Source organism: Mesorhizobium sp. W067 (assembly GCF_054719525.1).
In genome coordinates this window covers 2496383-2515686 of sequence record NZ_JBTTII010000001.1, presented here as the reverse complement: position 1 = coordinate 2515686, position 19304 = coordinate 2496383, and the positions used below count along the sequence as shown (strand labels likewise).

General features: G+C 61.7%; 22 protein-coding genes. 21 read left to right on the top strand and 1 reads right to left on the bottom strand.

Going from position 1 to position 19304, the window contains the following annotated elements:
• Positions 1–5: 5 nt before the first annotated feature.
• Positions 6–1208 carry a winged helix-turn-helix domain-containing protein gene (locus ACYG97_RS12420; protein ID WP_023733808.1) on the bottom strand — a complete coding sequence of 401 codons (1203 nt, stop codon included), beginning with the start codon at positions 1206–1208 and terminating at the stop codon, positions 6–8.
• Between the two features lie 327 nt (positions 1209–1535).
• Between ACYG97_RS12420 and ACYG97_RS12415 the strand changes: the two genes are divergently transcribed.
• From ACYG97_RS12415 to nuoN, 21 genes are all read left to right on the top strand, one after another.
• A complete protein-coding gene (locus ACYG97_RS12415; RefSeq protein ID WP_023670825.1) occupies positions 1536–1901 on the top strand; it encodes an NADH-quinone oxidoreductase subunit A in 366 nt (121 codons plus the stop codon).
• Positions 1892–2473 carry a NuoB/complex I 20 kDa subunit family protein gene (locus ACYG97_RS12410; RefSeq protein ID WP_023670824.1) on the top strand — a complete coding sequence of 194 codons (582 nt, stop codon included), beginning with the start codon at positions 1892–1894 and terminating at the stop codon, positions 2471–2473. The genes ACYG97_RS12415 and ACYG97_RS12410 overlap by 10 nt, the downstream gene beginning before the upstream one ends.
• Positions 2474–2477: 4 nt before the next feature.
• Complete coding sequence (locus tag ACYG97_RS12405) at positions 2478–3080, top strand: NADH-quinone oxidoreductase subunit C (protein WP_023733807.1); 603 nt, start codon at positions 2478–2480, stop codon at positions 3078–3080.
• 33 nt (positions 3081–3113) lie between these two features.
• Positions 3114–3491: a four helix bundle protein gene (locus ACYG97_RS12400; RefSeq protein WP_031193090.1), complete on the top strand. Its 378-nt coding sequence runs from the start codon at positions 3114–3116 to the stop codon at positions 3489–3491.
• A gap of 66 nt (positions 3492–3557) precedes the next feature.
• Positions 3558–4748, top strand: coding sequence for an NADH-quinone oxidoreductase subunit D (locus tag ACYG97_RS12395; RefSeq protein WP_023685196.1), 1191 nt, complete (start codon positions 3558–3560; stop codon positions 4746–4748).
• Positions 4748–5260, top strand: coding sequence for a DUF7674 family protein (locus ACYG97_RS12390; protein ID WP_156937191.1), 513 nt, complete (start codon positions 4748–4750; stop codon positions 5258–5260). Before ACYG97_RS12395 ends, ACYG97_RS12390 begins: the two co-directional genes overlap by 1 nt.
• Positions 5261–6592: an NADH-quinone oxidoreductase subunit E gene (locus ACYG97_RS12385; protein WP_023733805.1), complete on the top strand. Its 1332-nt coding sequence runs from the start codon at positions 5261–5263 to the stop codon at positions 6590–6592. It abuts the gene before it with no gap.
• 27 nt (positions 6593–6619) lie between these two features.
• Positions 6620–6796, top strand: coding sequence for a hypothetical protein (locus ACYG97_RS12380; protein ID WP_023733804.1), 177 nt, complete (start codon positions 6620–6622; stop codon positions 6794–6796).
• A 3-nt stretch (positions 6797–6799) separates the two neighbouring features.
• Positions 6800–8104, top strand: coding sequence for an NADH-quinone oxidoreductase subunit NuoF (gene nuoF / locus ACYG97_RS12375; RefSeq protein WP_023670819.1), 1305 nt, complete (start codon positions 6800–6802; stop codon positions 8102–8104).
• A 72-nt stretch (positions 8105–8176) separates the two neighbouring features.
• Positions 8177–8869, top strand: coding sequence for an NADH-ubiquinone dehydrogenase subunit (locus ACYG97_RS12370; protein WP_023690305.1), 693 nt, complete (start codon positions 8177–8179; stop codon positions 8867–8869).
• A gap of 11 nt (positions 8870–8880) precedes the next feature.
• Positions 8881–9162, top strand: a complete 282-nt coding sequence (locus ACYG97_RS12365) for a pentapeptide repeat-containing protein (RefSeq protein WP_023690954.1) — start codon at positions 8881–8883, stop codon at positions 9160–9162.
• Complete coding sequence (nuoG, locus tag ACYG97_RS12360) at positions 9162–11243, top strand: NADH-quinone oxidoreductase subunit NuoG (protein ID WP_023670816.1); 2082 nt, start codon at positions 9162–9164, stop codon at positions 11241–11243. Before ACYG97_RS12365 ends, nuoG begins: the two co-directional genes overlap by 1 nt.
• Positions 11244–11245: 2 nt before the next feature.
• Positions 11246–12289: an NADH-quinone oxidoreductase subunit NuoH gene (gene nuoH, locus ACYG97_RS12355; RefSeq protein ID WP_023670815.1), complete on the top strand. Its 1044-nt coding sequence runs from the start codon at positions 11246–11248 to the stop codon at positions 12287–12289.
• The gene (locus ACYG97_RS12350; RefSeq protein ID WP_023670814.1) at positions 12289–12546 is read left to right on the top strand and encodes a hypothetical protein; all 258 of its coding nucleotides are present in this window, start codon (positions 12289–12291) and stop codon (positions 12544–12546) included. The genes nuoH and ACYG97_RS12350 overlap by 1 nt, the downstream gene beginning before the upstream one ends.
• Positions 12543–13034, top strand: a complete 492-nt coding sequence (nuoI, locus tag ACYG97_RS12345; RefSeq protein WP_023670813.1) for an NADH-quinone oxidoreductase subunit NuoI — start codon at positions 12543–12545, stop codon at positions 13032–13034. The genes ACYG97_RS12350 and nuoI overlap by 4 nt, the downstream gene beginning before the upstream one ends.
• Positions 13035–13157: 123 nt before the next feature.
• Positions 13158–13778, top strand: a complete 621-nt coding sequence (locus ACYG97_RS12340) for an NADH-quinone oxidoreductase subunit J (RefSeq protein WP_023690957.1) — start codon at positions 13158–13160, stop codon at positions 13776–13778.
• A 2-nt stretch (positions 13779–13780) separates the two neighbouring features.
• Positions 13781–14041 carry a hypothetical protein gene (locus ACYG97_RS12335; RefSeq protein WP_023670811.1) on the top strand — a complete coding sequence of 87 codons (261 nt, stop codon included), beginning with the start codon at positions 13781–13783 and terminating at the stop codon, positions 14039–14041.
• Between the two features lie 7 nt (positions 14042–14048).
• Positions 14049–14357, top strand: coding sequence for an NADH-quinone oxidoreductase subunit NuoK (gene nuoK, locus ACYG97_RS12330; RefSeq protein ID WP_023670810.1), 309 nt, complete (start codon positions 14049–14051; stop codon positions 14355–14357).
• A gap of 10 nt (positions 14358–14367) precedes the next feature.
• Positions 14368–16341, top strand: a complete 1974-nt coding sequence (gene nuoL, locus ACYG97_RS12325) for an NADH-quinone oxidoreductase subunit L (protein WP_023733803.1) — start codon at positions 14368–14370, stop codon at positions 16339–16341.
• A complete protein-coding gene (locus ACYG97_RS12320) occupies positions 16341–17846 on the top strand; it encodes an NADH-quinone oxidoreductase subunit M (protein WP_023733802.1) in 1506 nt (501 codons plus the stop codon). The genes nuoL and ACYG97_RS12320 overlap by 1 nt, the downstream gene beginning before the upstream one ends.
• Positions 17847–17864: 18 nt before the next feature.
• The gene (nuoN, locus tag ACYG97_RS12315) at positions 17865–19301 is read left to right on the top strand and encodes an NADH-quinone oxidoreductase subunit NuoN (RefSeq protein ID WP_023731229.1); all 1437 of its coding nucleotides are present in this window, start codon (positions 17865–17867) and stop codon (positions 19299–19301) included.
• The last annotated feature ends 3 nt before the right edge of the window (positions 19302–19304 follow it).

Sequence of the window (19304 nt, the reverse complement as noted above, 5' to 3'; positions counted from 1 at the left end):
CGCTGCTACGACATGGCGATGTCGGCCAGGGGTTTCCCCAGATTGCCGGCCGGCGTCACTTCGATGCGCTCAAGGCCAAGCCAGCCCTGCATCTGCTTTAGTTCCTCGAAAAGCTGTGCGGTGGTCTCAGGCGGTGCGCCTGCTTCGGCATAGGCGGCGTGGACGCGTAAGACACTCGCAGGCCGGTCGGCCTTCAGATCGACGCGGGCGACGATCCGGTCGCCGAGCAGGAAGGGCAGCACGTAGTAGCCATATTGCCGCTTGTCGGCCGGGGTGTAGATCTCGATGCGGTAGTGGAAATCGAACAGGCGCTCGGTGCGCGAGCGCTCGAAGACCACCGGATCGAAGGGCGCCAGTAGCGCGCGGGCGTCGATCTTTCGCGGCAGACGGGCGTCCTTATAGAGGTAAGCCGGCTTGTCCCAGCCTTCGACGTTTACCGGCAGCAACTCGCCCATCTCGACCAGTTCCTCCAACCGGCCCTTCATGTCGGCTGGCGACAAGCGGAAATAATCGCGCAGGTCACCCGACGTCGCGATGCCGTGGGCGCGGGCGGAAATGCGCAGCAATTCGCGGTGCGCGTCCTCGGCCGCCGGCACCGGCAGGTCGAGGATCGCCTGCGGCAGCACGCGCTCGGGCAGGTCGTAGAAGCGCTCGAAGCCACGGCGGTGCGCCGTGGTGATGCGTCCGGCCCAGAAGAGCCATTCGAAGGCGTGCTTGGCGTGGCTCCAGCCCCACCAGCCGCCCGAACCTTTCTGGCCCTCCAGTGCCGAAGCGGCAATCGGGCCGCGCTCGGCGACCGCGCGGTAGATGTCTTCAATATAGGCGGCGTGTTCGCGGCCCCATTTGGCCAGCCCCAGATACATTTCGTCGCCCTGCTCGGCGCGCTGCATGCGCCAGCGCATCAACGGGTAGGTCTCGACCGGCAGGAACGAGGCCTCATGCGCCCAGTACTCGAACACGGTGCGCTTGCGGGTGATTGCGGCATTGTCGAGCAGGGTGAGCGGGTAGGGGCCAAGGCGCGAATAGAGCGGCATATAGTGGGCGCGCACCACGGCGCTGACGGAATCGATCTGCAGCAGGCCGGTGCGCGACAGCACGCGGGCGAGGTGGCGGCGATCGGGCGTGCCGACCGGGCGGGGATCGAGAAATCCTTGCGCGGCGAGCCCGATGCGCCTGGCCGTGGGGAGTGAGATTTTGTCCTTCGTCAAAGTGTCTTGCCTCGAACCATTTTCCCGAATTTAGCCGGCGATTCCGGTCATGCTAGCAGGCAAATGGCGGGAGATGTGTCAGGAGACAAAAGTGGAGTGAAAGGTGAAGGAAATCAAACAGGAGGAGATCGGACCAGTTTTTCCCGGCCTGCCGTCCAGCACTGTCTTTTGAACAAGGTTTGACTTGCTTCGCTGAAAGCCGTGCGCTAACCCTCGCCGCGTTGCAGCAAAGGCACCTAAAACGGTTCAGCGGTTAAACTGTCGCGCTTCCGCATTAGGGTTGGTTGCTGTAATCAAAGTGGATTGGCCGCCAACGGAAAGCCGAGCATGAACGTACTCCTCAGTTCATACCTGCCCATCGTCCTCTTCATCGCCGTGGCCGCGGTTGTAGGCCTGGCGCTTATCATCGCGCCGTTCCTGGTGGCTTATCGCAATCCCGATCCGGAGAAGCTTTCCGCCTACGAGTGCGGGTTCAACTCGTTCGACGATGCCCGGATGAAATTCGACATCCGCTTCTACCTCGTGTCGATCCTGTTCATCATCTTCGATCTGGAAGTGGCCTTCCTGTTTCCGTGGGCGGTGTCGTTCTCGAAGATCGGCATGCTCGGTTTCTGGTCGATGATGGTGTTTTTGGCGGTGCTGACCATCGGCTTTGCCTATGAATGGAAAAAAGGAGCGCTGGAATGGGATTGAACGACAGTTCCGGAACGCTCGTCGCGCCGAAGCCCAAAGGTCTGATCGACCCCAATACCGGACGTCCGGTCGGTTCCGACGATCCGTTCTTCCTCGAGATCAACAATGAACTGGCCGACAAGGGTTTTCTGGTCACCTCGACCGAGGCGCTGATCACCTGGGCACGCAGCGGCTCGCTGATGTTCATGACCTTCGGTCTCGCCTGCTGTGCCGTCGAGATGATCCACACCTCGATGCCGCGCTATGATTCTGAAAGGTTTGGCGTGGCTCCTCGCGCGTCGCCGCGCCAGTCCGACATCATGATCGTGGCGGGAACGCTGACCAACAAGATGGCCCCGGCTTTGCGCAAGGTCTACGACCAGATGCCGGAGCCGCGCTACGTCATCTCGATGGGTTCCTGCGCCAATGGCGGCGGCTATTACCACTATTCCTATTCGGTGGTGCGCGGCTGCGACCGCATCGTGCCGGTCGACATCTATGTGCCCGGTTGCCCGCCAAGCGCCGAAGCTCTGCTCTACGGCATTCTTCTCCTGCAGAAGAAGATCCGCCGCACCGGCACGATCGAACGGTAAGACCATGGCCGCATCTCTGAGCGAACTGTCGACCTATCTCGGCGAAAAGCTGCCGGGCCGCGTGTCCGATGCGGTGCTGGCCTATGGCGAACTGACGATCTCGGTTGCTACAGACAATCTGATCGAGGTGACAAGCTTCCTGCGTGACGATTCGGGCTGCCAGTTCATTTCGATCATCGATATCTGCGGCGCCGACTACCCGTCGCGCGTCAAGCGTTTCGACGTCGTCTATCATCTGCTTTCGCCGAAGCAGAATTTGCGCATCCGCATCAAGGTCCAGGCCGACGAAGAGACGCTGGTGCCGTCGCTCACCGCTGTCTATCCCGGCGCCGACTGGTATGAGCGCGAGGCCTATGACCTTTATGGCGTGCTGTTCTCCGGCCATCCGGACCTGCGCCGCATCCTCACGGATTACGGCTTCGAGGGCCATCCCCTGCGCAAGGATTTCCCGCTGACCGGTTTCGTCGAGGTTCGCTACGACGACGAAGCCAAGCGCGTCATCTACGAGCCTGTGGAACTGAAGCAGGAATTCCGCAATTTCGATTTTCTTTCGCCATGGGAAGGGACGGATTACGTCCTGCCGGGCGATGAGAAGGCGAAACAGTGAGTAGGAAGTAGTGAGTAGTCAGTAGCAAAAGATTTGGAGCAACGGATCGAATCTTATCGCGACTTGAAGGTGTGGCAATCGGCGATGACGCTTGCTGAGGATTGCTACCGTTTCACCAAAGAGTTTCCGAGGGATGAGATTTACGGCATGACCTCTCAGATGCGCCGATCGGCGGTTTCGGTCGCAGCGAACGTCGCGGAGGGATACGGTCGGGAGAACAGAGGGTCGTTCGTTCAATTTTTGCGCATGGCGCAAGGCTCGTTGAAGGAACTGGAGACACACATACTGCTGGCATGTCGGGTTGGCCTGCTGCGAAAAGACAATGAGATTGAGCTGCTGCTGCGATGCGAAGAGATTGGAAAAATGATGAGATCTCTTATCCGAACGGTGCAGGCCAAGCAGGCGGAATGAAGCAGGCATTGAGATTGATGATCACTACTCACTACTCACTACTGACTCTTCGCCAGAGGCGCCAGAATGGCTGAAACCTCCGTCCGCAACTTTAACATCAACTTCGGACCGCAGCACCCTGCGGCGCACGGTGTTTTGCGTCTTGTGCTGGAGCTGGACGGCGAGGTCGTGGATCGCGTCGATCCGCATATCGGCCTACTCCATCGCGGCACCGAAAAGCTGATCGAGCACAAGACCTATCTGCAGGCGGTGCCCTATCTCGACCGGCTCGATTATTGCGCTCCGATGAACCAGGAGCATGCCTTCGCGCTCGCCACCGAGCGGTTGCTCGGCATCGAAGTGCCGAAGCGCGGCCAGTTGATCCGCGTGCTCTATTCCGAGCTCAGCCGCATCATGTCGCACATCCTCAATGTGACGACGCAGGCGCTGGATATCGGCGCGCTGACGCCGCCGCTGTGGGGTTTCGTCGAACGCGAAAAGCTGATGGTGTTTTATGAGCGCGCTTCCGGTTCGCGCATGCATGCGGCCTATTTCCGTCCCGGCGGCGTGCACCAGGATCTGCCGGCGAAGCTGGTCGAGGACATCGGCAAGTGGATCGACCCGTTCCTGAAGTCGCTTGACGACCTCGACAGGCTGCTTACCGGCAACCGCATCTTCAAGCAACGCAATGTCGATATCGGTATCGTGTCGCTTGCCGACGCCTGGGCCTGGGGCTTTTCCGGCGTCATGGTGCGCGGCTCGGGTGCGGCCTGGGATTTGCGCAAGTCGCAGCCTTATGAATGCTATTCCGAGATGGATTTCGACATCCCGATCGGCAAGAACGGCGACTGCTACGACCGTTATCTCGTGCGCATGGAAGAAATGCGCCAGTCGGCCAAGATCATGCGCCAGTGCGTCGACCTTCTGCTCGGCAAGGAAAGCACCGGGCCCGTGTCGAACCTCGACGGCAAGGTGGTGCCGCCCAAGCGCCAGGCGATGAAGCGCTCGATGGAAGCGCTGATCCATCACTTCAAGCTCTACACCGAGGGCTATCGCGTGCCGGCCGGCGAGGTCTATGCCGCCGTCGAGGCGCCGAAGGGCGAGTTCGGGGTCTATCTCGTCTCCGACGGCACCAACAAACCCTACCGCTGCAAGCTGCGCGCGCCCGGCTTCGCGCATCTGCAAGCCATGGATTTCCTCTGCCGCGGCCATATGCTGGCCGACGTCACCGCCGTGTTGGGTTCCCTCGATATCGTCTTCGGGGAGGTTGATCGGTGATGGCGGCAGCCAATCCTACAGTGCGCTCTCAGGTCGGTGTTCGAGGGAATGCGGACGCTGCCCTACCGCGGTGGCGCGAATTGGCAAAAGCCATGCTGCCGGTCGAGTTCGCCGAGGCTTCTTACAACTCGACTCAGCACTGTTCCATCTATGACTTCTTTTTTACCCTGCTACCCAAGACGCGCCTTGCCCACCGCGACAATGACATGGACAAGCTGGGTAGAATGCATGGGTTCGCCCAATGGGCTGCCGTTCACCCGAACAAACAGATTTGGAATGCGGCTGGTGTCGCTTTTTACGAGCACTTGTTCGACGATGACATCGACGCTGATGCGGTCATGGCATGGATCTCGCCTCAAGTAAGGCAAACTGTTCTGGGGCTGTGGCAATACATGTTGCCCGCAGAGCGATTTGCGAGTGTTGCTCGATCTGCCGAACGCATTCCGTTTTCTCATCAGAAAGAATGTGAAACCGCAATAGCTCTCGTAGCAGAGCAGGGGCCCGATCGCTAAATGTCAGTCCGCCGTCTCGCAGATGCAAGCGTCCAGCCAGCCACCTTCGCCTTCAACCGGGCGAATGCGGCGGTTGCGAAGCAATGGATCAAGAAATATCCGAAGGGCCGGGAGCAGTCGGCGATCATTCCCTTGCTGATGATTGCGCAGGAGCAGGAAGGCTGGGTCACCAAGGCGGCGATCGAGACGATTTCGGACATGCTCGGCATGCCGCGCATTCGCGGGCTCGAAGTCGCGACCTTCTACACGCAGTACCAGCTCAATCCGGTCGGCACGCGCGCGCATATCCAGGTCTGCGGCACCACGCCCTGCATGCTGCGCGGCTCGGAAGCGCTGATGGATGTGTGCCGCTCGAAAATCCATCACGACCAGTTCCACACCAACGACAAGGGCACGCTGTCGTGGGAGGAGGTCGAATGCCTCGGCGCCTGCGTCAACGCGCCGATGGTGATGGTTTTCAAGGACACGTTCGAGGATCTGACGCCTGAGCGGCTGGCCGAAATCATCGATCTTTATGATGCAGGCAAGGGGGCCTCGGTTCCCACGGGACCGCAAAACGGCAGAACCGGCTCGGAGCCGGCGCCTGGCCTGACGACGCTGAAGAGCGAAAAGGCGATCCTCAAAGCGACGCGCGACAAGGAAGCCAGGGCGGCGAGCAAGGCTGCCCACGCGGCGCCCGACGCGATCATTGCAGCGCCTGTTCCGGCGCCTGCCGCTCCTGCAGCGGCCGCCCCGGTCGCGCCATCCAACGCCGGCAAGCCGAAGACCGATGCGCCGGAAACCAGCTCGGCGTTGAAGTCGCCCTCCAGGGCCAAGGTTGCACCGGCGGCGGAAAAAGCGGCGAGCGTCCCGGCGCCCCTGCATTCGGCCGCCAACGCCAACACCGCGGCGCCTGAAGTCGAGAAGGTCGCCAAGCAGCGTAATGGCCCGAAGACCACCTCCACGCCGGCAGCTGCCTTCATCGCTCCGGAATTCAAGGCGCCAGCGGCCAACGCCCCGGTGGCCCCGACCGTCAAGGCGCCGACAGCCAGACCCGCAAAGCCGTCGCTCGAGGACAAGAACCGTCCGGCCGGAATCGACAGGCCGGCTGCGGTCGACGATCTCAAGCTGATCTCGGGCATTGGCCCGAAGATCGAGGGCATCCTTCATTCGCTTGGCATCTTCACCTTCACACAGGTCGCATCCTGGAATAAGGCCGAGCGCGACTGGGTGGATGGATATCTCGCTTTCCAGGGCCGCATCGAGCGCGACGACTGGGGCAAGCAGGCCAAGGCGCTCGCCAAGGGCGGCGTCGCCGAATACATCCGCGTCTTCGGCAAGGAGCCACGTTGATGGCTGAAGCGCAAAAGCACCGGATCTTTGCTGTCGCTGCGCAGCATTGTCATCGGCGTTGTCTGCATCGCTGCTGCCAACATCCTTCTGGAGGGGCTTCGGCGCCTCGTCGAATTGCCGTTTTCGGATACCCTGGAATCGATGGCCGCGACCGGCATAGGCGTGCTGGTGTGGGTCTCGATCGTCTTGCGGGGAAAGAGGTAAGTCATGCTGGCTGACAAAGACCGCATCTTCAACAACATCTACGGGCTCTTCGACAAGTCACTGGCCGGCGCGATGGCGCGCGGCGCCTGGGACAACACGCCCGGCATCATCGCCAAGGGGCGAGAGTGGATCGTCAATGAGATGAAGGCGTCCGGCCTGCGCGGCCGTGGCGGCGCCGGCTTCCCGACCGGGCTGAAATGGTCGTTCATGCCCAAGCAGAGCGATGGAAGGCCGAGTTATCTCGTTGTCAACGCCGACGAGTCCGAGCCCGGCACGTGCAAGGACCGCGATATCCTGCGCAACGATCCGCACACCCTGGTCGAGGGCTCGTTCATCGCCGGCTTCGCCATGGGCGCGGTCGCCGCCTACATCTATGTGCGCGGCGAGTTCATCCGTGAGCGCGAGGCGCTGCAGCGCGCCATCGACGAGGCCTACGAGGCCAGGCTGATCGGCAAGAACAACACGTCCGGATACGATTTCGACATCTACATGCATCACGGCGCCGGCGCCTATATATGTGGCGAGGAAACAGCACTTCTCGAAAGCCTCGAAGGCAAGAAGGGCCAGCCCCGGCTGAAGCCGCCATTCCCAGCCAATGTCGGCTTGTACGGTTGTCCGACTACCGTGAACAATGTCGAGTCAATCGCGGTCGCGCCGACCATTTTGCGCCGTGGCGCCGCCTGGTTCTCGTCCTTTGGCCGGCCCAACAATGTCGGCACCAAGCTGTTTTGCATCTCGGGTCACGTCAACAATCCGTGCACCGTCGAAGAGGCGATGTCGATCCCGTTCCGCGAGCTGATCGAAACCCATTGCGGCGGCATTCGCGGCGGCTGGGACAATCTCCTGGCGGTCATTCCGGGCGGCGCTTCGGTGCCGCTGGTGCCGGCCGAGCAGATCATCGATGCGCCGATGGATTTCGATGCTTTGCGCGACCTGAAATCCGGCCTTGGCACGGCGGCTGTCATCGTCATGGACAAATCGACCGATATCGTGAAGGCGATCGCCAGGCTTTCCTATTTCTACAAGCATGAGAGCTGCGGCCAGTGCACGCCATGCCGCGAAGGCACCGGCTGGATGTGGCGGGTGATGGAGCGGCTGGTGCGCGGCGAGGCGCAGAAGCGCGAGATCGACATGCTGCTCGACGTCACCAAACAGGTGGAGGGTCATACGATCTGCGCGCTGGGCGATGCCGCGGCATGGCCGATCCAGGGCCTGATGCGGCATTTCCGCGGCGAGGTGGAGCGGCGCATCGACGAGTTTTCGCGCAACGCGCACCGGGCCGAACCGGTGATGGTGGCTGCTGAGTAGATTGAAATCGGGCGCAAGCCCCGGACGGAAATATAGGGGCGGGGCTGACGAAGAAACGACCAGGAGATGTCTATGGCGCCCTATTCGAACCCTTTGATGCCCAATTTGGACCAGCTTGAGAAGATGAACCAGGATTTGACAAGGATGATGCCGAAGGAGATGGCCAGCGCCGTCAACCTTCTCGCGCATCCTGTCGCGGGTGCCGCCGCCATGTCGGCGCTGGGCTTCGGCCTTGCCAACCATGCCTTTGGCGTGTGGCTAGGCGCCTTGTCGGGTGCTGCCGAGGCATCGCAGCGGATTTTCCAGCCGATCATCGACGATTTCGAGCAGCGCACCCAAGAGTTCTCCGAGACCGCGCCGGCCACCAAGGCGCGCGCGGCGACCAGAACCCTGATCGCCGAGGCGCAGAGTTTTGCCCAGGATGTGACCGATATTGCCGCTCGCACCGTCGATGCCGAGCCGGAGAAGACCGATGCCGTCGCCGAAGGCGCGACGATCGGATTGATGCCGGAGGATTTCAGACAGCCCAAGGCCGTGGCTCGTCCGGCCAAGCCGTCGGATCTCAAGGCGATCACCGGCGTTGGACCGAAGCTGGAAAAAGTGCTGAACGGCCTCGGCATCTGGACCTTTGCCCAGATCGCGGCGTGGACGCCGGAAGAGATCGCCTGGGTCGAGGACTACCTGTCGCTCACCGGCCGAATCGGCCGCGACGAGTGGACCCGCCAGGCCGCGGCGCTGACGCTGGCCGCCAAGGCGAAGAAGTAGGGGTGGCAGGCATGGAGATCCACGACAGGAGCGATGTTCTCGATGTGCGCAATGCCATCGTCAGCAACTCCAGATTTGACGATGTGAACTTGTCGAACACGCAGTTTCACAACGTCGACCTGTCGGCGGCCGTTGTGGACGACGCGAACCTCTCGGACGCGTTTTTCAGCAATGTGAATATGAGCAATTTGAAGATAGAAAACGCTGAAGTCGCCGGCATGATGATCAATGGCATCAGGCTGAGCGATCTGTTTCAGGCATATGAGACGGCGCAGACCGCCGGGGGCAATTGATGGCAAAGCTCAAGGTCGACGGGAAAGAGATCACTGTACCCGACCACTACACGCTGCTGCAGGCGGCCGAGGACGCCGGCGCGGAAGTGCCGCGCTTCTGCTTCCATGAGCGGCTGTCGATCGCCGGCAATTGCCGCATGTGCCTGATCGAGGTGAAGGGCGGGCCGCCGAAGCCGCAGGCCTCCTGCGCCATGAATGTGCGCGACCTGCGTCCGGGTCCGAATGGCGAGGCGCCTGAAATCTTCACCAACACGCCGATGGTCAAGAAGGCCCGCGAAGGCGTGATGGAATTCCTTTTGATCAACCATCCGCTGGATTGCCCGATCTGCGACCAGGGCGGCGAATGCGACCTGCAGGACCAGGCGATGGCCTTCGGCGTCGATTCCTCGCGCTATCACGAGAACAAGCGCGCGGTCGAAGACAAGTATATCGGCCCACTGGTCAAGACGGTTATGAACCGCTGCATCCACTGCACGCGCTGCGTTCGCTTCACCACGGAAGTTGCGGGCATTTCCGAGCTTGGCCTGATCGGCCGCGGCGAGGATGCCGAGATCACCACCTATCTCGAAAGCGCCATGACCTCGGAGCTGCAGGGCAATGTCATCGACCTCTGCCCGGTCGGCGCGCTGACGTCGAAGCCGTTCGCCTTCCAGGCGCGGCCGTGGGAGCTGACCAAGACAGAATCCATCGACGTCATGGACGCCGTCGGCTCGGCAATCCGCGTCGACAGCCGTGGCCGCGAGGTGATGCGCATCCTGCCGCGCGTCAATGAAGCGGTGAACGAGGAGTGGATTTCCGACAAGACCCGCTTCATCTGGGACGGATTGCGCACGCAGCGCCTCGACCGCCCCTATGTCCGCAAGGACGGAAAGCTGGCGCCGGCCAGCTGGGCCGAAGCGTTCGTTGCGATCAGGGATGCGGTGTCGAATGCGGCGCCCGAGAAAATCGGCGCGATTGCGGGCGATCTTGCCGCCGTCGAGGAAATCTACGCACTGAAGCAGCTTATGGCTGCGTTGGGCTCAAGGAACACCGATTGCCGCCAGGACGGCGCCGCACTCGATCCCGCGCTCGGCCGCGCCAGCTACATCTTCAACCCGACCATCGAGGGCATCGAGCAGGCCGACGCGGTGCTGATCATCGGCGCCAATCCGCGCTTCGAGGCCTCGGTGCTCAATGCCCGCATCCGCAAACGCTGGCGGATCGGCAATCTGCCGGTCGGCGTCATCGGCGAGGTCGGCGACACGCGTTACGACTACGAACAGCTCGGCGCCGGTCCGGAGTCGCTGAAAGACCTGGCCGACGGCAATGGCAAGTTCTTCCAGGTGCTGAAGAAGGCGACGCATCCGCTGATCATCGTCGGCCAGGGCGCGCTGTCGCGTGCCGACGGCGCGGCGGTGCTCGGCCAGGCGGCGAAACTCGCCACCGCCGTCAACGCTGCCCGCGCCGACTGGAACGGCTTTGCCGTGCTGCACACTGCGGCCGCGCGCGTCGGCGGTCTCGATGTCGGCTTCGTGCCTGGCAAGGGCGGCAAGAACGTTGCCGGCATGCTGGGTGAGAGCGAGGTTCTGTTCCTGCTCGGCGCCGACGAGATCGACATGTCCAAGACCGGCGGCGCCTTCGTCGTCTATGTCGGAACGCATGGCGACGCCGGTGCGCACCGCGCCAATGTCATCCTGCCGGGAGCCGCTTACACCGAAAAGTCCGGCACCTATGTCAACACCGAGGGACGCGTGCAGCAGACCAACCGCGCGGGCTTCGCGCCGGGCGACGCGCGCGAAGACTGGGCGATCCTGAGGGCATTGTCCGATGTGCTGGGCAAGAAACTACCCTTCGATTCGCTGCAGCAGTTGCGCGCCAAACTCTATGGCGAATACCCGCATCTCGCCCGCATCGATCATGTCGAAGCCGGCAATGCCGATGACGTCGCTAGGGTGGCGAAGCTCGGCGGGCGGCTGAACAAGGGCACTTTCACCTCGCCGGTCACGGATTTCTATCTGACCAACCCGATTGCGCGGGCCTCCGCCGTCATGGCGGAATGCTCGGCGCTGGCGAAAAACGGCTTCAGGCAGGCGGCAGAGTAGACATGGACACCTTCTTCTCCTTCTACGTGCTGCCGACGCTGATCATCCTTTTGAAGTCGGTCGTGCTGATCGTCGTTTTGCTGATCGGGGTTGCCTACCTGCTTTACGCCGACCGCAAGATCTGGGCGGCGGTACAATTGCGCCGCGGCCCGAACGTCGTCGGCCCGTGGGGCACGCTGCAGGCTTTCGCCGATCTGCTAAAATTCGTCTTCAAGGAACCGGTCATTCCGTCCGGCGCCAACAAGGGCGTGTTCCTGCTGGCGCCGCTGGTGTCGGCCGTGCTGGCAATCTCGGCCTGGGCGGTCATTCCCGTCAATGCCGGCTGGGGGATCGCCAACGTCAATGTCGGCATCCTCTACGTCTTCGCCATCTCCTCGCTCGAGGTCTATGGCGTGATCATGGGCGGCTGGGCGTCCAACTCGAAATACCCGTTCCTCGGCGCGCTGCGCTCGGCGGCGCAGATGGTGTCCTACGAAGTCTCGATCGGCTTCGTCATCGTCACCGTGCTGCTCTGCGTCGGCTCGCTCAACCTGTCGGACATCGTGCTGTCGCAGCAGGACGGTCTGGGCACCAAGCTTGGCCTGCCCAACAGCTTCCTCGACTGGCACTGGCTGGCGCTGTTCCCGATGTTCGTCATTTTCTTCATCTCGGCGCTGGCCGAGACCAACCGCCCGCCCTTCGACCTGGTGGAAGCCGAGTCGGAACTCGTCGCCGGCCACATGGTCGAATACTCCTCGACGCCGTTCCTGTTGTTCTTCCTCGGCGAATATGTCGCCGTGGTGATGATGTGCGCGCTGGCCACCATCCTGTTCCTCGGCGGCTGGCTGCCGCCCTTCGACTTCGCCCCCTTCACCTGGGTGCCCGGCGTGATCTGGTTCGTGCTCAAGATCTGCCTGATGTTCTTCATGTTCTCCATGGTGAAGGCCTTCGTGCCGCGCTACCGATACGACCAGCTGATGCGGCTCGGCTGGAAAGTATTTTTGCCGATCTCGCTGTTCATGGTCGTTGCCACCGCGGCCTTCCTCAAGATCACGGGGATGGCGTGATGGGCGATTTCACCCTTGGTTTTTTGGGAGCAGTTGCCGGCGTAGTCGTGGCGTTGTTCGGCAATCTGGTCGTGCTTCCTTACGTCTTGCGGCAACAGGAACAAAGGTTGGCAGCAAACTACCGAGCCCCGGTGTTTAGCTGGGACAAGCAGAAATTGGCTGCTCTGACGACACTTGCTTACCGTTTCCTGATGCCTGTTTTGTTTGGGTTTGTCGGCGCCATCGCTGCAATACAGATTTTTGGGGGTGCCGAATGAGTGCGCTTGCTCAAGCCGCAAAATCGCTGCTGCTGCAGGATTTCGTCAGCGCCTTCTTCCTGTCGATGCGCCAGTTCTTCGCGCCGAAGGAGACGATCAACTATCCGCACGAAAAGGGGCCGATCAGCCCGCGCTTCCGGGGCGAGCATGCTTTGCGCCGTTACCCCAATGGCGAAGAGCGCTGCATCGCCTGCAAATTGTGCGAAGCGATCTGTCCGGCGCAGGCGATCACCATCGAGGCCGGCCCGCGCCGCAATGACGGCACGCGCCGCACCGTGCGCTACGACATCGACATGGTGAAGTGCATCTATTGCGGCTTCTGCCAGGAAGCCTGCCCGGTCGACGCTATCGTCGAGGGGCCGAATTTCGAGTTCGCGACGGAGACGCGCGAAGAGCTTTACTACGACAAGGACAGGCTGCTGGCGAATGGCGACCGCTGGGAACGCGAACTGGCGCGCAACATCTCGCTGGACTCGCCCTACCGCTGACATTTGACGCATGGACGGGGCGAGGGGCCTCGTCTAAGGACAACGCAACTTGCCGGCCGGAGGCGGTCGCAGAAATCAAACAGGACGGATGTCCTGTTTGGACAGGAACCCGGGGGATCCCCAATGCTGAGTGGACTAGAGGCGGCCTTTTTCTACCTCTTCGCCTTTGTCGCGGTGGCGTCGGCCTTCATGGTCATTTCGTCGCGCAACCCCGTGCATTCCGTGCTGTTCCTGATCCTGACCTTCTTTAACGCCGCCGGCCTGTTCATGCTGACCGGCGCCGAGTTCCTGGCGATGATCCTGCTCGTCGTCTATGTCGGCGCGGTCATGGTGCTGTTCCTGTTCGTCGTCATGATGCTCGATGTCGACTTCGCCGAGATGAAGGAAGGCGCCCTGCAATATGCGCCGATCGGCGCGCTGGTCGGGCTGATCCTGGCGGCCGAGCTGATCGTGGTGCTCGGCGGCTACACCTTCGCGCCGCAACTGGCCTCGACGGTCTCCAAACCCATCCCGGATCTTGCCGCGCGGACAAACACCGCAGCACTCGGCGACATCCTCTATACGGACTACCTCTACTACTTCCAGATTTCGGGCCTCATCCTGCTGGTCGCCATGATCGGCGCCATCGTCCTGACGCTGCGCCACAAGGAAGGGGTCAAGCGGCAGTCGATCGCCGCCCAGGTCGGCCGCACGCCGGCGACAGGCATGGAAATCCGCAAGGTCAAGTCGGGCGAGGGGCTCTGACGATGTTCGGTCGTTTGAAGAAAAAATACTGGGGAGAGCAGGTTGCCTCTTGGCGGGTTGATTCGACTGAGAAGGCCTGGGTATTCGTCTGGAATCGCGACGGGAATCTTACGCTGAACATCAAGAGCGAAGATTTCACATACGTTCAGGGGGCAGGCCGGAATGATGCAACAGTTATCTTCGAGCCTTCTGCCATAGACAGCCTTTTGGACGCCATCGTATCCGCGCGTTCAATGATTCAACAAATGCCGGGAAAGGTTTGATCTGGCCATGGTCGTCGGCATCGCACATTACCTGACCGTATCGGCGATCCTGTTCACGCTGGGCGTGTTCGGCATCTTCCTGAACCGCAGGAACATCATCGTCATCCTGATGTCGATCGAGCTGATTCTTTTGGCGGTCAACATCAATTTCGTTGCCTTCTCGGCGGCATTGGGCGATCTCGTCGGCCAGGTGTTTGCCCTGTTCGTGCTGACGGTCGCCGCCGCTGAAGCGGCCATCGGTCTTGCCATTCTCGTCGTCTTCTTCCGCAACCGCGGCTCGATCGCGGTCGAAGACGTGAACCAGATGAAGGGTTGACGGGGCTAACATGTATCAAGCGATCGTCTTCCTTCCGCTGCTCGGCTTCCTGATCGTCGGTCTGTTCGGCAATTCGCTGGGCGCCAAGGCATCGGAATACATCACCTCGGGCTTCCTGGTGATCTCGGCCGTGCTGTCCTGGGTCGCCTTCTTCTCCGTCGGCTTCGGCGAAGGCGAGGTGTTCACCGTGCCGGTACTGCGCTGGATCCAATCCGGCGGCTTGGACGCGTCCTGGGCGCTCAGGATCGACACGCTGACGGTGGTCATGCTGGTGGTGGTCAACACGGTGTCGGCGCTGGTCCACATCTATTCGATCGGCTACATGCACCACGATCCGAACCGGCCCCGCTTCTTTGCCTATCTGTCGCTGTTCACCTTCGCCATGCTGATGCTGGTGACGGCCGACAATCTGGTGCAGATGTTCTTCGGCTGGGAAGGGGTGGGTCTCGCCTCCTATTTGCTGATCGGCTTCTGGTACAAGAAGCCGTCGGCCAATGCCGCTGCGATCAAGGCCTTCGTCGTCAACCGCGTCGGCGATTTCGGCTTTGCGCTCGGCATTTTCGGCGTCTTCGTTTTGTTCGGCTCGGTCAATCTCGGCACCATCTTCGCCAATGCCGCGACGTTCATTCCGGCCGAAGGCGCACCACAAGGCGCCGCCGTGCTGACCTTCCTCGGCTATGCGCTGGACAAGCAGGCGGCCATGACCATCGTCTGCCTGCTGCTGTTCATGGGCGCCATGGGCAAGTCGGCGCAGGTGCCGCTGCACACCTGGCTGCCGGACGCCATGGAAGGCCCGACGCCGGTTTCCGCGCTGATCCATGCCGCCACCATGGTTACGGCCGGCGTGTTCATGCTGGCCCGGCTGTCGCCGCTGTTCGAACTGTCGCATTCGGCGCTGACCGTGGTGACCTTCATCGGCGCCTTCACCGCCTTCTTCGCGGCGACCGTCGGCCTGGTCCAGAACGACATCAAGCGCGTCATCGCCTATTCGACCTGCTCGCAGCTCGGCTACATGTTCGTCGCGCTCGGCGTCGGCGCCTATGGCGCGGCGATCTTCCATCTGTTCACGCATGCCTTCTTCAAGGCGCTGCTGTTCCTGGGCTCCGGCTCGGTCATCCATGCCGTGTCCGACGAGCAGGACATGCGCAAGATGGGTGGCCTGCGGAAGCTCATTCCGAAGACCTACTGGATGATGGTGATCGGCACGCTGGCACTGACCGGCGTCGGCATTCCGGTGACCGTCATCGGCACCGCCGGCTTCTTCTCCAAGGATGCCATCATCGAGGCTGCCTTTGCCGGCCACAATTCGGTCGCCGGCCTCGCTTTTGTCCTGCTGGTCATCGCCGCCTGCTTCACCTCCTTCTACTCCTGGCGGCTGATCTTCATGACCTTCCACGGCGAGCCGCGGGCGAGCCACGACGTCATGCACCATGTCCATGAATCGCCGCCGGTGATGCTGGTGCCGCTGTTCATCCTGGCCGCGGGCGCGCTGTTTGCCGGCGTTATCTTTCATGGCGCCTTCATCGGCGAAGCCTATGCCGAATTCTGGAAGGCGTCGCTGTTCACGCTGCCGGACAACCACATCCTGCACGAGATCCATGAATTGCCGCTGTGGGTCGAGCTGGCACCGTTCGTCGCCATGGTCATCGGCTTTGCCGTCGCCTGGAAGTTCTACATCCGCTCGCCGGAACTGCCCCGGAGCGTCGCCGCCAACCATCGGCTGCTCTATGCCTTCCTGCTCAACAAATGGTACTTTGACGAGCTCTACGACGTCCTGTTCGTGCGGCCGGCAAAGGCGCTGGGCAGGTTCTTGTGGAAGACCGGCGACGGCACCATCATCGACGGGCTCGGTCCTGACGGCATTTCGGCGCGCGTCGTCGACGTCACCGACCGCGTCGTCAAGCTGCAGACCGGCTATCTCTATCACTATGCATTCGCCATGCTGATCGGCGTGGCCGCACTCGTCACCTGGATGATGCTCTGATGACCGCCTGGCCAATCCTCTCGCTGGTCACCTTCCTGCCGCTCGTAGGTGTGCTGCTGATCCTGTTCATCAGGGATGACAGCCCGAATGCGCGTCGCAACATCCGCGCCATCGCGTTCACGACGACAGCGGCCACCTTCATCATCTCCCTGTTCATCTGGACCGGCTTCGACAATTCGCAAGCCGGCTTCCAGTTCGTCGAGAAGTTTGCCTGGCTGGATTCCGGCATCTCCTACCATATGGGCGTCGACGGCATTTCGATGCTGTTCGTCATCCTGACGACATTCCTCATGCCGCTCTGCATCCTGGCGTCGTGGGAAGCGATCGACAAGCGAGTCAAGGCTTACATGATTGCCTTCCTGCTCTTGGAAACGCTGATGATCGGCGTGTTCTGCGCGCTCGACATCGTGCTGTTCTACGTCTTCTTCGAGGCCGGCCTGATCCCGATGTTCATCATCATCGGCGTCTGGGGCGGCAAGCGCCGCGTCTATGCCTCGTTCAAGTTCTTCCTCTACACGTTGGCCGGCTCGGTGCTGATGCTGCTCGCCATCATGGCGATGTTCTTCCAGGCGGGCACCACCGACATCCCGACACTGCTGACCCACAACTTCCCGGCCCACATGCAGACATGGCTATTTCTAGCCTTCTTCGCCTCCTTCGCGGTGAAGATGCCGATGTGGCCGGTGCACACCTGGCTGCCCGATGCGCACGTCGAAGCGCCGACGGCGGGTTCGGTGATCCTGGCCGGCATCCTGTTGAAAATGGGCGGGTACGGCTTCCTGCGCTTTTCCCTGCCGATGTTCCCGCTGGCCTCGGAAATGTTCGCGCCGCTGGTGTTTACGCTGTCGGTCGTCGCCATCATCTACACCTCGCTGGTGGCGCTGATGCAGGAGGACATGAAGAAGCTGATCGCCTATTCCTCCGTCGCCCATATGGGCTTCGTCACCATGGGCATCTTCGCCATGAACCAGGAAGGCGTGCAGGGCGCGATCTTCCAGATGCTGAGCCACGGCCTCGTCTCGGGCGCGCTGTTCCTGTGCGTCGGCGTCATTTACGACCGCATGCACACTCGCGAGATCGACGCCTATGGCGGCTTGGTCAACAACATGCCGAAATACGCAACCGTGTTCCTGATCTTCACCATGGCCAATGTCGGCTTGCCGGGCACGTCAGGTTTCGTCGGCGAGTTCCTGGCCATGCTCGGCGTGTTCCGGGTCAACACCTGGGTGGCTTTCTTCGCCGCCACCGGCGTCATCCTGTCGGCGGCCTACGCGCTCTGGCTCTACCGCCGGGTGATCTTCGGCGCGCTGACCAAGGAAAGCCTGAAGGGCCTGCTCGATCTGTCGACGCGCGAGAAGGCAATCATCTACCCGCTGGTCGTGCTGGTCATCTTCTTCGGCGTTTATCCCGCTCCCGTCTTCGATGCCACGGCCCAGTCGGTCAAGGCGCTCGTCACCAATGTCACCGCATCCATCGGCGCCGCGCAGACCGCGGCGGCCAACTGACCAGAGGTTTTGCGAACCATGACGCCGGACCTTTACTCCAGTCTTTCGCTCTCGACGCCGGAGCTGATCCTCGCCATCGGCGCGCTGGCGCTGTTGATGGTCGGCGCCTATTCGCGCGCCAACACTGCCATTCTGGTGACTGGCCTTGCCGTCGCCGTGCTGGTGATCGCAGGCCTATGGCTGATCTTTCCCACGGGGCAGGGGAGCGCCTACGGCAACGCCTTCATCCAGGATCCGTTCTCCCGCTTCATGAAGGTGCTGTCGCTGATCGGTTCGGCGGTGACGCTGGTGATGTCGATGCGCTTCGCCAGGCAGGAGCATTTCGACAAGTTCGAATACCCGGTGCTGATCCTGTTGTGCACGCTCGGCATGATGCTGATGATCTCGGCCAACGGCATGATCGGGCTCTATCTCGGCCTCGAACTGCAGTCGCTGGCGATTTACGTGCTGGCGGCGATCAATCGCGACAATCTGCGTTCGACCGAGGCCGGTTTGAAGTATTTTGTGCTCGGCGCGCTGTCGTCGGGCATGCTGCTTTACGGAATCAGCCTCATTTACGGCTACACCGGCAATGTCGGCTTCCAGGAAATCGCCTCGGCGCTTGGCAGCGGTGAGCGCCAGCTCGGCCTCGTCGTCGGCCTGGTTTTCGTTTTGGCCGGTCTTGCCTTCAAGATTTCCGCGGTGCCGTTCCACATGTGGACGCCCGATGTCTACGAGGGCGCGCCGACGCCGGTCACCGCCTTCCTGGCGGCTGCCCCCAAAATGGCGGCAATGGCGCTGATCGTGCGCGTCACCATGGGCGCCTTCAAGCCGATCGCTTCCGACTGGCAGCAGATCATCGTCTTCATCTCGATCGCCTCGATGGCGCTCGGCTCCTTCGCCGCGATCGGCCAAACCAACATCAAGCGGCTGATGGCGTACTCCTCGATCGGCCATATGGGCTACGCGCTGGTCGGCCTAGCCGCCAACAGCCAGGCCGGCGTGCGCGGCGTCGCCATCTACATGCTGATCTATCTCGTCATGACGCTCGGCACCTTCGCCTTCATCCTCGCCATGCGGCGCAAGGAAGGCAATGTCGAGCAGATCAGCGATCTCGCCGGTCTGTCGTCGACCAACCCGATCATGGCGACGATCCTGACCATCCTGATGTTCTCGCTGGCCGGCATCCCGCCGCTCGCCGGTTTCTGGGGGAAATGGTACGTGTTCCTCGCCGCCATCAACGCCAACCTCTATGCGCTGGCGATCATCGGCGTGCTGGCCTCCGTCGTGGGCGCTTTCTACTATCTGCGTATCATCAAGATCATGTGGTTCGACGAACCGGCCGGTGGCTTCGTGCCGATGGCGGTTGAGCTGCGCCTCGTGCTTGGTGTCTCCGGCGCTTTCGTGCTGTTCTATGTGTTGATCGGCGGTCCGATCGCGACCTACGCCGAAGCCGCCGCCAAGACATTTTTCTGACCG